A 13,441-nucleotide genomic window follows, 5' to 3' on the forward strand; every position below is an offset into this window, starting at 1 on the left:
GATTTCCAGCTTATTTGAATGAGAGGAAATCCTCTTTTGTCATGGAAAGTTCCTGTGGTGAAAATAAAAATACATGCCCATAAATCAACATTTGGGCAATAAAAAAAGCAGATAACGGGAATCGAACCCGCCTCCTCAGCTTGGGAAGCTGATGTTCTACCAATGAACTATATCTGCTTAGCCAGTTTACTGACATGTCATATATTATAGCACGACTCTGGTATAAATTTCAATACTTTTTTGAAAAAATGTGTTAAAAACTTGCCAAGTGCAGGAATTTCATTGTATAATAGCAAAAGACAATACAAGATGTGGAGGAGTATCATGGCGAAAACACAGTATAATGCGGACAGTATTACCGTACTGGAAGGGCTGGAAGCGGTCCGGAAACGTCCGGGTATGTATATAGGCAGTGTCGGCACGAAGGGGCTTAACCATCTGATCTATGAGATCGTGGACAATGCGGTGGACGAGCATCTGGCTGGCTTCTGTAACCAGATCTGGGTTACACTGGAAGCGGATGGTTCCTGTTCCGTGAAAGACGCGGGACGAGGAATTCCGGTGGAGATGCATAAGAAGGGCATGTCCGCGGAGCGAATAGTATTATCCACTCTTCATGCGGGCGGTAAATTTGATAATGATGCGTATAAGACAAGCGGCGGACTTCACGGAGTCGGCTCTTCTGTTGTAAATGCTCTTTCGGAACGGATGAGCGTAAAGGTATATAAGAACGGTCAGATTCATTATGATGCATATGAGCGGGGCATTCCGACGGTAGAACTGGTGGATGGCCTGCTTCCTACGCTGGGAAGGACGAGGGAGACGGGAACTGAGATTAACTTCCTGCCGGACGGAGAGATATTTGAAAAGACCCGTTTTAAGGCGGACTGGCTGAAGAGCCGTCTTCACGAGACGGCCTACTTAAATCCCAACCTTCAGATAACATATCAGAATAAGAGAGCGGGTGAGGAGGAGACCGTCCTGTTCCATGAGCCGGAGGGAATCATCTCTTACGTAAAGGAACTGAACTCCGGAAAGGCTCCGGTTCACGATCCGATCTATTATAAAGGCACCATCGACCGGGTGGAGGTGGAGGTGGCCTTTCAGTTCGTGGATACCTTTGAGGAGAACATTCTGGGCTTCTGTAATAATATTTTCACCCAGGAGGGCGGCACCCATTTAGCCGGCTTTAAGACCCGCTTTACGCAGATGATCAACAGCTATGCCAAGGAGCTGGGAATATTGAAGGAGAAGGACGCCAACTTTACGGGCGCAGATACGAGAAACGGTATGACGGCTGTGGTCGCGGTCAAGCATCCGGATCCCATCTTCGAGGGGCAGACGAAGACGAAGCTGGCCAGCGCGGATGCCACGAAGGCGGTCTTCACAGTGACGGGAGACGAACTGCAGCGCTATTTCGACCGGAATTTAGAGATTCTGAAAGCAGTTATTTCCTGTGCGGAAAAGTCAGCGAAGATCAGGAAGGCGGAGGAAAAGGCCAAGACGAACATGCTGTCCAAATCGAAATTCTCCTTTGACAGCAATGGAAAGCTGGCCAATTGTGAGAGCCGTGACGCGGAGAAATGCGAGATATTCATCGTCGAGGGAGATTCCGCCGGCGGCTCTGCCAAAACTGCGCGAAACAGGATGTACCAGGCCATTCTGCCGATCCGCGGAAAGATTCTCAATGTGGAGAAGGCTTCCATGGACAAAGTACTGGCCAACGCCGAGATCAAGACGATGATCAATGCTTTCGGATGCGGCTTTTCGGAGGGCTATGGCAACGATTTCGATATTTCCAAGCTTCGTTACAATAAGATCGTACTGATGACGGATGCCGATGTGGATGGAAGCCATATCGACACCCTGCTTCTGACGTTCCTCTACCGTTTCATGCCGGAACTGATCTATGACGGTCATGTGTTTATCGCCATGCCTCCCCTCTTCAAGGTGATTCCGAAGCGCGGCGAGGAACAGTACCTTTATGATGAGAAAGAGCTGGAGCGCTACCGGAAGACCCACACCGGTGATTTTACGCTGCAGCGCTACAAAGGTCTTGGTGAGATGGATGCGCAGCAGCTCTGGGAAACCACGTTAGACCCGGATCACCGGGTGCTGAAGCAGGTGGAGATCGAGGACGCCCGCATGGCCTCCGAAATCACGGAGATGCTGATGGGCAGCGACGTTCCGCCGCGGCGCCGGTTTATTTACGAGCATGCGGGATGAAGCAGAGATTGATGCATAAGGAGAGGGAACATGGCTGAGAAGATTGTAAAAACAGAATATTCCGAGGAAATGCAGAAGAGCTACATGAACTATTCCATGAGCGTTATCACTGCCAGGGCAATCCCGGATGCGAGAGACGGATTAAAGCCGGTACAGCGGCGTGTATTATATGATATGAGTGAGCTTCGGTTAAATCACGATAAGCCGCACCGAAAGTCGGCGCGTATCGTGGGCGATACCATGGGTAAGTACCATCCCCACGGCGACAGCTCCATCTATGAAACCCTGGTCGTGATGTCCCAGGTATTCAAGAAGGGAATGCCCCTTGTAAACGGACACGGCAACTTCGGTTCCATCGAGGGCGACGGCGCGGCTGCCATGCGTTACACGGAGGCCAGGCTGGAGAAGTTTGCAGAGGAAGTCTATTTAAAGGATCTGGATAAGACGGTTGAATTTATCCCCAACTACGACGAGACGGAAAAGGAGCCGGAGGTGCTTCCGGTTCGTGTGCCAAATCTTCTGATTAACGGCGCGGAGGGAATCGCGGTCGGTATGAGCACCAGCATTCCGCCTCATAACCTGGGGGAAGTCATCGACGTCGTCAGAGCCTACATTGACAATCCTGAGATTACGACAAGGGAACTGATGGAATATATGCCGGGCCCGGATTTCCCAACCGGCGGCATCATCGCCAATAAGAGCGGTCTCGCGGAGATATACGAGACGGGAAGCGGAAAGATCAAGCTTCGCGGAAAGATCGATATCGAACTGGGAAAACGGAAGGCCGACAAGGACAAGATGGTCATTACGGAGATTCCGTATACCATGATCGGCGCGGGTATCAACAAGTTCCTTGTGGATGTGGCGGAACTGGTGGAATCAAAGAAGCTGACCGATGTGGTGGACATTTCCAATCAGTCCAACAAGGATGGCATCCGCATCGTGCTGGAGTTGAAAAAAGACGCCGATGTGGAAAAGATCCGCAACATCCTCTATAAGAAGACGAAACTGGAGGATACGTACGGCGTCAACATGCTCGCCATCGCCGGCGGCCGGCCGGAGACCCTGAATTTAAAGGGAATCCTCAAAAATTACCTGGACTTCCAGTATCACAACGCAACGCGCAAATACCAGGCGCTGCTGGAGAAGGAACTGGAGAAAAAGGAGATCAAGGAAGGCTTAATCAAGGCCTGCGATATCATCGATCTGATTATCGCCGTGCTGAGAGGCTCCAAGAGCTTAAAGGATGCCAAGGCCTGCCTGATGACAGGAGATATCTCCAACATCAAATTTCGGACAGCCGGATTTGAAAAGGATGCGGAGAAGCTTCATTTTACGGAGAAGCAGGCCAGCGCCATTTTGGAGATGCGCTTATATAAGCTGATCGGTCTGGAGATTCTGGCCCTGGAGAAGGAGTATAAGGAGACTATGGCGAAGATCGCCGAGTACCAGCATATTCTGGAGAGCCGGACAAATATGGACGTCGTGATTAAGAAGGACTTAGAGGCTATCAAAGAGGAATTTGCCACACCGCGCCGCACGCTCATCGAGGATGGAAAAGAAGCTGTTTACGATGAGACAGCCGTGGCCGTCTCGGAGGTGGTGTTCGTCATGGACCGGTTCGGCTACTGCAAGCTGCTGGATAAGTCCACATACGACCGCAACAGAGAGACCATCGAGACGGAGAACGTTCACGTGGTATCGTGCTTTAATACAGACAAGATCTGTATTTTCACCAATACCGGCAACTTACATCAGGTGAAGGCCGCCGATATCCCTTACGGAAAGCTGAGGGACAAGGGCACGCCGATCGACAACTTAAGCAAGTATGACGGCACAAAAGAGCAGATTATCTATCTCTGCAGCGCGGAATCCATGAAGGGCAGCCGCTTCCTCTTCGCCACGAAGCAGGCGCTTGTGAAGAGAGTGCCGGGAGAGGAATTCGAGACAAACAACAGGACCGTAGCCGCTACCAAGCTTTTAGAAGGCGACGATGTGGTATCGATTCAGATTCTCCGGGCGGAGACCGAGGTGGTGCTTCAGACCTCAAGCGGCGTATTCCTGCGTTTTGCACTGGAAGAGATTCCTGAGATGAAGAAGAATTCCAGAGGCGTGCGGGGGATTAAGCTGGCCCAGGGAGAAGAACTGGAGACGGTCTACTTACTGGGAGAGGATCCGGTGATCGAATACAAAAAGAAGGAAGTTCATTTGAACCGCTTAAAGATCGGAAAGCGTGACGGAAAGGGCAGCAAGGTCCGTCTTTCGTAAGAAGGAGCCTGCGGCAGTCACGGGAAAGGAATCACGGTGAAGAGAATAGGGATATCTGCCGACAGCTCCTGCGATCTGTCGGCAGAAATTGCAGAACAGTATGGAATTACGGTAATCCCTCAGGCCATTATCATGGAGGGAAGGACATACCGGGATGGAATCGAACTGAAACCGGCCGATATCTTTCGCCATGTTTCGGCGGGAGGAGAGATCTGTAGTACGACCGCCATCAATACGGCGGAGTACTGCGGCGCTTTTACGGAGCTAAGGAAGGAGTGCGGCGCGCTGATTCATTTTACCATCGGTTCGGCGCTGTCCAGCTGCTATCAGAACGCAGTTCTGGCCGCCGAGGAAGTTCCTGGCGTCACGGTGGTAGACTCCATGAATCTTACCACCGGAATCGGTTATCTGGCAGTAGCCGCCGCAAAAATGGCGGAGGCAGGCATGGAAACGGAAGCGATTGAGGCAAAGCTGGAGAATTTGAAGACCCGCATGGATGTGAGCTTTGTCATCGACAAGCTGGACTATTTACGAAAGGGCGGACGCTGTTCGGCGGTTACCGCGTTCGGCGCCAATCTGCTGAACATCAGGCCCAGCATCAGCGTGAGGGACGGGGAACTGACGGTGGACAGAAAGTACCGCGGCGCGTTCCGGCAGTGTGTGAGAAAATACATCGGTGAACGGCTCGACGCGGTGCAGGGGCGCTGCATGCCGGACGTAATCTTTCTCACCCACGCGGCCTGCCCGGAGGCGGTGGTGGAGGAAGCCAGGGAGCTGATCCGGAGCCGGGGAATCTTTTCGGAGATACTGGTGACGGAGGCCGGATGCACCGTGTCCAGCCACTGCGGCCCAAACACGCTGGGAATTATATTTGCTGTAAAATCATAAAATAAAAGCGTGCGATTCTTTTCCAGGACGTACATTCCAGGAAAATGTCTTTCATAGACGCACAAATGTATTTTTGTGACGAATAAACCTTGATTTTTTTTTAACTTTGTTATAGGATAGTCTGAAAAAAGAAATGAAATGAGGAGAAAACTATGGAAAAGAAGTTAAAGGTTGGTGTGTTAGGTGCGACAGGTATGGTGGGACAGAGATTTCTTTCTCTGCTCGAGAATCATCCCTGGTACGAGGTGGTGACCGTGGCCGCCAGCCCCCGTTCTGCCGGAAAGACGTATGAGGAGGCTGTGGGAGACCGTTGGAAAATGACGACTCCGATGCCGGAAGCAGTAAAGAAGCTGACTGTGATGAACGTAAATGAGGTGGAGAAAGTTGCCGCCAGCGTGGATTTCGTATTCAGCGCCGTTGATATGACGAAAGAAGAGATCAAGTCGATCGAGGAAGCGTATGCGAAGACGGAGACACCGGTCGTTTCCAACAACAGCGCGCACAGATGGACACCGGATGTGCCGATGGTAGTACCGGAGATCAACCCGGAGCACTTCGAAGTGATTAAGGATCAGAGAAAGCGGCTTGGCACAGAGCGCGGCTTCATCGCTGTAAAACCGAACTGTTCTATCCAGAGTTACGCTCCCGTATTAACCGCCTGGAAAGAGTTTGAGCCGTACGAGGTTGTGGCTACAACGTACCAGGCAATCTCAGGCGCAGGCAAGACCTTTAAGGACTGGCCTGAGATGGAAGGCAACATCATCCCATACATAGGCGGTGAGGAAGAGAAGAGTGAGCAGGAACCGTTAAGACTCTGGGGAAAGGTAGAGAACGGAGAGATCGTCAAAGCGAGTGAGCCGGTTATCACCTGCCAGTGTATCCGTGTTCCGGTCTTAAACGGTCATACAGCCGCAGTTTTCGTGAAATTCCGCAGAAAACCGACCAGGGAGGAATTGATCGAGCGCCTCGTAAGCTTCAAGGGGCTTCCTCAGGAACTGGAGCTTCCAAGCGCTCCAAAGCAGTTTATCCAGTATCTGTATGAAGACAATCGTCCGCAGGTTACCATGGACGTGGATTTTGAAAATGGTATGGGTGTTTCCATCGGACGTCTCCGTGAGGACACGGTGTACGATTATAAATTTGTCGGCCTGTCCCACAACACGGTCCGAGGCGCGGCCGGCGGCGCGGTGCTCTGCGCAGAGCTTTTAACAGCGCAGGGATATATTCAGGCAAAATAGTGACACAAATAAGAGAAACACGGAGGTAGCTGAAATGGCTTACAGGAAAGAACAGTGGGGAGTTATGCCTTCCGGAGAAGCGGTCACTCTCTATACGCTGTCTAATGATAACGGCGTGTCGGCCTCTTTTACCGATTTGGGCGGCACATGGGTGACGATGAACGTGCCTGACAGAGACGGAAAACTCGTCGATGTGGTTCTGGGATATGACAGTGTGGAGGCGTACCTGGAGAATCCGCCCCACTTCGGAGCACCGATCGGCCGCAACGCCAACCGCATTGCAGGGGCGAAATTTACGCTGAACGGGAAAGAGTACCAGCTGGCGGCTAACGACGGAACGAATAATTTGCACAGCGCGCCGGATCTGTATCACGACCGTCTCTGGGAGGCCGAGACAGAGGAGGGCGCTCTCGGAACCGTCATCAGCTTTTCACTGTTCAGTCCCGACGGTGATCAGGGATACCCGGGAAACGCCAACATCACGGTGAGCTACACGCTGACACCGGATGACAGCCTGGTCATCGCTTACCATATGGTTTCCGACAGCGATACGGTTGCAAACTTTACGAATCACAGCTACTTTAATCTGGATGGCCAGGACAGCGGAAATGCCATGGGCCAGAGAGTATGGATCGACGCGGATACGTATACGGCGGCGGACGCAGGTTCCATTCCGACCGGAGAGATCGTGCCGGTGGCTGGTACGCCTATGGACTTCACTGTCATGAAGGTAATCGGCCGTGACATCGAAGAGGAGTATGAGGCTCTGATTCTCGGCAAAGGCTACGATCATAACTGGATCTTAAACCATGCTCCCGAAGAGACTGAACTTTCCGCGGCAGCTGAATCCGACAAAACGGGGATACGCATGGAGGTCTACACGGACCTTCCCGGAATGCAGTTCTACACCGGCAATTTCCTCGGCGCAGGACCGGCCGGCAAAAACGGCATGGTATATGCTCCGAGATACGGCTACTGCTTTGAGACACAGTACTATCCGAACGCAGTGAATATGCCGGAATTTCCTTCGCCGGTATTGAAAGCGGGAGAGGAATACCGGACTACTACGATATACCGGTTTACACGCTGGTAACGCTTTAAACACTGCAGCACCATAGAAAGCAAAGGGCTGCCACGGCCATAATCCGGCCTTGGCAGCCCATGTGTATGTGAAAGGACATTAGGGAGACCTATGAGTACGAAAGACGGAAAAGGAATCAAAATACTGGCGGCCATCGGGCTGATCATCACGACCATCATCTGGGGAAGCGCATTTGTTGTCATGAAAAATTCGGTGGACATCATTTCCCCCACCTACTTACTGGCGCTTCGCTTTACCATAGCGGCTATCGCACTGATCCTGGTATTCTGGAGAAAGGTGATGAAGATCAACAAATCGGATTTATTCTGCGGGGGACTGCTGGGCGTGTTTCTCTTTGTCAGCTATTTCTTTCAGACGTATGGATTAAAGTACACGACGGCCAGCAAAAATGCGTTTATCACCACACTATATGTGATCCTCGTACCTTTTCTTCACTGGTTCTTTAACCACAAGAAACCGAAGCGAAATAATATCATCGCCGCCTGTATCGCGGTTGTGGGCCTTGCGCTGCTGTCGCTGGAAGGGGATTTATCCATCAACCTCGGAGATTTACTGACCCTGATCTGCGGCTTATTCTTCGCGGTCCACATTGTATTTATCGACCGCTATACGACGGATCACGACCCGGTCACAATGACGGTGCTGCAGATGGTGGTGGCTGCGGCCTTAAGCTGGATGATCGCGCCGATTCTGGAAGGGCCGTTTGACGGCGGGGTAATTGACAACACGATGATGATCGGTCTTTTGTATCTGGGAATTTTCAGCACAATGATCGGGTTCCTGCTCCAGAATGTGGGACAGAAATATTTAACGCCGAACACCTCATCCATTCTCTTATCGTTTGAATCGGTATTCGGTCTTATCTTTTCCGTGATCTTCCTGGGTGATCCGCTGACAGTCCGGCTGATGGCCGGCTGTGTATTCATGTTTGCGGCAGTGATTCTCTCCGAATACAGGAAAAAAACGGCATCTTAAAATGAAGTGGGAAAAGGAGAACTGAATGATGAACAGTGCAGTTATAATTGATGAAGAACAGTGTATCGGATGCGGTCTCTGCGTGCAGGACTGTCCGGGAAACGCGATTGTTTTAAACGAGAAAAAGGCCGCTGTCAAATGGCCCTGCATTACCTGCGGCCACTGTGTGGCAATCTGTCCCTCCGAGGCGGTTTCCATACCGGAGTATGATATGGCGGGGGTGGAAACGTATCAAAAGGATTCGTTCACCGTATCTCCGGAAAACTTTCTTCACGCGGTAAAATTCCGCCGGAGCATCCGCAGCTATAAGGATACACCAGTCAGCCGGGAAGTGCTGGAGCAGATCATCGAAGCGGGGCGCTATACGGCAACGGCGAAGAACGCACAGGCGTGTACATTTGTGGCAGTACAGACACGTCTCCCCGAGTTCAAGGAACTGTTCTGGTCAGAATTTCCATACATTCTGGAGATTCTGCGGGAGACGAAACCAGACTACGTGCGCGCCTTTACACGTTTCTATGATAAATGGAAGAAGGACCCCAAGGAGGATACATTCTTCTTTAATGCGCCGTGCCTGCTGATTACGGCAGCAGATAATCCGCTGGATGGAGGTCTGGCGGCGGCCAATATGGAAAATATGGCGGTGGCCGAGGGCGCAGGCGCCCTATACAGCGGCTATCTGCAGAGAACAGTCAGCGTGAGCCCGAAACTGATGGAGTGGCTGGGACTTGAAGGCAGAACGCTTGCCTGTTGTATGCTTCTGGGATATCCGGCCGTGAAATATCAGAGAACAGCACCACGGAAGACGGGCGACATCCGGTTTTTATAATTTTCATAGAGCTTATAAGAGACGGTTTTAAAGGCTGGACCATTTCCCGGTATTAACGATTGAAAAGATTATAGGAAAGTGCTGCAAAGAACCTGTTTCCAATGAATTGAAACACTGGAAATGAGGCTTTTGCAGCACTTTTTTTCGTTCCTGACTATTTGGAAGTCAAGTACAGAACGATTTTTAAATAAAATTATCAGAATTTAGGACGATACATTGACAAGAGAGAGAATATCAGATATGATTAGTGAAATTTACCTAATGCTGGTAAAGGAGTGGGGAAAGATCATAAAAATAGTCTGATAGGAGTGAGAGTATGAAAAGAAAAAAGAAAAGCAGAGGGAACTTCCTTTATTTGCTGAAGGAAGCGGGGCGCAGCAAGAGAATCCTGTACCTTTATTTTGTTTTAAACATCGTGTTTACGCTGATTTTGTCGGCGGCAGCGATCCTTACTCCCAGATATTTAATCGCAGAGCTGACAGGAGAAGCGAGAGTGAAGGCCGTGATCACGATTGCTGCAGTCTTTTTTGTGGCAACCGCGGCGGCAGGAACGATCTCAGCCGTTGTGAAGGCCGGATATGAGATGGATATTTCCCGTTTCCGGTATTCCTTTATCAGCAGGATGAAGGAAAAGATCATGCGGGTACGGTACGAAAAGCTGGAAGACCCCAAATACTTAAATGAATTCTGGCGTGTCACCTCGGCCACCTCCGATATCGAATTCGGGGTTCAGGGAATTTTGACCCAGTTATTTGTGCTGTCGGCAAATGGTGTCTCAGCCGTGTTTTATTTAAGCGTTTTAGGAAAACTTAATTTTCTGATCGTTCTCCTGCTGATCGCTGATATTTACATGGTCTATCTCTTAAGGGAAAAAGCCAGTAAGTATGAGGTGGAGATATCAAGGAAGGCATCACCGTTTGGAAGGCGTCAGCGCTACCTGACGAATGTTATGGGCAACCTGGCTTATGGAAAGGATTTGAGAATCTACGGCCTCTCCAACATTTTGCTGGAGAAGCTGATACTTAACCACAAATCCAGACGAAAGATTGATGTGGATATCCAGAAACATCATTATGGTGCAGACCTTGCAGAAAGCATCCTTTCCTGCGTCCGTGATATCATTATTTACAGCTATCTGATCTGCAGCGTCCTTGAGGGACGGATTTCCATTGCTGATTTTACTATGTGTTTTATGGCGGCAGCAACACTTACGGTTACGCTGGAAAAGGTATTTGAGGATATGGCATTTGTAAAGGGCGATTTATTCCGGATTGACGAGATGAGAACGTTTCTGGACCTTCCCAATGAGGATGAGGACGGACCGAAAGAACCGGTACCCGTTCCGCAGGCGGATCACTATGAGATCACCTTTCGCCATGTGAGTTTTCATTATCCGGGGACGGATGAAAATGTGTATACAGATTTCAATTTTACGATAAAAGCTGGTAAGAAGCTGGCAATCGTCGGTATCAACGGTGCTGGAAAAACGACGCTGGTCAAGCTGGTTACACGGCTCTATGACCCGACGGAGGGGGAGATCCTTCTAAATGGAACCGACATCCGCCGTTTTGCACTTCAGGACTACAGAAATCTGCTGGCAGCTGTATTTCAGGACATCAACTTATTTGCCATGACCTTCCAGGAAAATATCACCTGTGAGGAGGGCGGTGTGGATGGAGAACGCCTTTTGGCCGCCATAGAGGAAGCCGGGCTTTCGGCGTTTTATGAACAGCACGGGAAGAATCCGGATCTTCCGCTGACAAAGTATCTCTACCATGACGGCGTTGATGTATCCGGAGGAGAAAAACAGAAGATTGGAATCGCCCGGGCACTTTACAAAAATGGAAAGATCCTGATTTTTGACGAGCCGACGGCGGCCCTCGACGCCCATGCGGAATATACTCTGTACCATGAGCTGGCGGAAATTTCAAAAGGCCGGACACTGCTGTTTATATCCCATCGACTGGCCTCCACCAGATTCTGTGATGAGATTGCACTGATCGACGGGGGACGTGTGGCGGAGCTGGGAACTCACGAGGAACTTCTGGAAAAGAAGGGAAAGTATTACCAGATGTTTATGGCTCAGAAGAAATATTATGAGGAGGGGGAGGCGGCGCATGAAGCATAACATAAAAAAAGAACTTTATAATTTGAAATTTCTGGCTAAAAAAGTAGTTCAGGCATCGCCAGGCTACGTTCTGGCCGCGTTTGTGGAATCCATGCTGGAGGCGGCGCTTCCATTTGTGGCAATACTCTTTCCCAAATACATGATCGATGAGATGATGGGAGAGAAACGTCTTTCCCTTCTGGCCGGGTATGTGGCGGCGGTCGCGTTATCAGCGCTGTTTTTATCGATGGCGGCAGGCGCGCTGAAACGGTATATGAATGCGGTGACAAGGGATATTCTGGTTAAGATTGAGTATGACATCGGCAGCCACAACATGGGGGTGGCCTACGAGAATCTGGAGGATACGAAGTACATAGAGCAAAAGGATAAAGCCATGCTTCCCATCCGGGAACGAATGACTCATCTCTATATTGTGCGCCAGTTTCCCGAACTGATCCGCTGTGTCCTTACGGCAGCAGGGGCCGTTGGAATTCTCTTAAGCTTCGATGTGATCAGCCTGATAGTCATCATGATTCCCACAATTGTGATCGCCTGGCTTAACAAAGGATATCAGAAAAAGGAGATGGAGATTCACGAAGAATCCGTAAGTATGGAGCGCTTCTTTATCTATTACTATCAGATTCTCGAAGATTTTGGACCTGGAAAGGATATTCGGCTGTTTCGCCTCCATGAACTGCTGATGAAGCGCAATAACGAATGTGACGACAACATATTCAGGTTCAAGAAGCAGACCATGGAGCTGAAACGGAGGTTTGAAGGGATTTCCAGGATTTTAGAGGCGTTCCGCAGTGCGTTTGTGTACGGATACATCGGCGTGAAGGCTTTGCTGACCGGTATCACCATTGGCAGCTTCAGTATGTATACGGGAGCGGCGGCGACATTTTCCAGTTCCACAGCAAATCTGCTGAATATTATCGTGCGTTTGAGACAGGACTGCCGTTACCTGGAAGAATTCGTGAAACTGGAGGAGATTCCGGTGGAAACGGAGATGGAAGGCCAAAAGGACATTGACACCAGCCAGCTAACTCTGGAATTTCGTCATGTGTCGTTCCGGTATCCGGGAACAGACCACGACATCTTAAGTGATGTGAACTTCGAACTGAAGCCGGGCGAGAGCCTGTCTGTCGTGGGCAGAAACGGCGCTGGAAAAACCACCATGATCAAGCTGCTGTCCAGATTGTTCAAACCGACTGACGGTCAGATCCTGATCGGCGGCGTGGATATCCATACGATTGATTCTATAGTGTACCGGAAGCTTTTATCCGTGGTATTTCAGGATTTTAAGATATTTGAATTTAGCATTGAAGAAAATGTGGCTGCCGGAACGGCTGTCTCAGAGAAACGCCTGGAATCGGCGCTTAAGAATGCAGGGATCTTTGAAAAAGTTCAGACTCTTCCGAATGGAAGCAAGACATTCGTTGGAAAGCAGTTCGAGGAAAGCGGGACGGAATTTTCAGGTGGAGAGCTTCAGAAGCTGGCGATTGCCAGAGCGCTGTATAAGGATTCCCCGGTTATTGTGCTGGATGAACCGACAGCGGCTCTGGATCCGTACGCGGAGGAAGAGGTGTATGAGCGTTTCAGTGAACTGACGGGAGGACGCACTGCCGTATACATCTCACACCGCCTTTCCAGCTGCAAGTTCTGCAGACGGATTATCTTTCTGGAAGACGGAAGGATCACAGAGGATGGAAATCATGAGGAGCTGATGCGCTTAAACGGGAAGTACGCGGAGATGTTTCAGATGCAGGCAAGCCAGTATACAGGATAAAGATGTGTTTAAAATGACG

The 13,441-nt window shown here is 50.2% G+C and carries 8 protein-coding genes, 1 tRNA gene and 1 pseudogene; 9 read left to right on the forward strand and 1 reads right to left on the reverse strand.

The features are described 5' to 3' along the window. Window positions 1–106: 106 nt before the first annotated feature. Window positions 107–177 (reverse strand) — tRNA-Gly (locus M1L66_RS15740). Between the two features lie 147 nt (window positions 178–324). On the opposite strand from M1L66_RS15740, the pseudogene M1L66_RS15745 reads away from it, so the two are divergent. The 9 genes and pseudogenes from M1L66_RS15745 (at window position 325) to M1L66_RS15785 (ending at window position 13,422) form a co-directional block, all read left to right on the forward strand. Further along, window positions 325–2,245: pseudogene (locus M1L66_RS15745) on the forward strand (DNA gyrase/topoisomerase IV subunit B). 11 nt (window positions 2,246–2,256) lie between these two features. Then, window positions 2,257–4,494, forward strand: coding sequence for a DNA gyrase/topoisomerase IV subunit A (locus tag M1L66_RS15750; protein ID WP_434694035.1), 2,238 nt, complete (start codon window positions 2,257–2,259; stop codon window positions 4,492–4,494). Window positions 4,495–4,530: 36 nt separating this feature from the next. Then, on the forward strand, window positions 4,531–5,382 hold the full coding sequence (locus tag M1L66_RS15755; protein ID WP_187022194.1) for a DegV family protein: 852 nt from the start codon (window positions 4,531–4,533) through the stop codon (window positions 5,380–5,382). Between the two features lie 152 nt (window positions 5,383–5,534). Continuing rightward, window positions 5,535–6,620: an aspartate-semialdehyde dehydrogenase gene (asd, locus tag M1L66_RS15760; RefSeq protein WP_187022193.1), complete on the forward strand. Its 1,086-nt coding sequence runs from the start codon at window positions 5,535–5,537 to the stop codon at window positions 6,618–6,620. 34 nt (window positions 6,621–6,654) lie between these two features. Further along, entirely contained in the window at window positions 6,655–7,713 is a 1,059-nt protein-coding gene (locus tag M1L66_RS15765; RefSeq protein ID WP_187022192.1) for an aldose epimerase family protein, read from the forward strand. Between the two features lie 99 nt (window positions 7,714–7,812). Further along, on the forward strand, window positions 7,813–8,697 hold the full coding sequence (locus M1L66_RS15770; protein WP_434694040.1) for a DMT family transporter: 885 nt from the start codon (window positions 7,813–7,815) through the stop codon (window positions 8,695–8,697). A 25-nt stretch (window positions 8,698–8,722) separates the two neighbouring features. Next, on the forward strand, window positions 8,723–9,526 hold the full coding sequence (locus tag M1L66_RS15775) for a nitroreductase family protein (RefSeq protein WP_187022190.1): 804 nt from the start codon (window positions 8,723–8,725) through the stop codon (window positions 9,524–9,526). A gap of 316 nt (window positions 9,527–9,842) precedes the next feature. Further along, the gene (locus tag M1L66_RS15780) at window positions 9,843–11,654 is read left to right on the forward strand and encodes an ABC transporter ATP-binding protein (protein WP_434694042.1); all 1,812 of its coding nucleotides are present in this window, start codon (window positions 9,843–9,845) and stop codon (window positions 11,652–11,654) included. After that, window positions 11,644–13,422: an ABC transporter ATP-binding protein gene (locus M1L66_RS15785; protein ID WP_434694044.1), complete on the forward strand. Its 1,779-nt coding sequence runs from the start codon at window positions 11,644–11,646 to the stop codon at window positions 13,420–13,422. Before M1L66_RS15780 ends, M1L66_RS15785 begins: the two co-directional genes overlap by 11 nt. The last annotated feature ends 19 nt before the right edge of the window (window positions 13,423–13,441 follow it).

Origin of the sequence: Hungatella sp. SB206, from assembly GCF_051132295.1 — a bacterium.
GTDB lineage: Bacteria > Bacillota > Clostridia > Lachnospirales > Lachnospiraceae > Hungatella > Hungatella effluvii.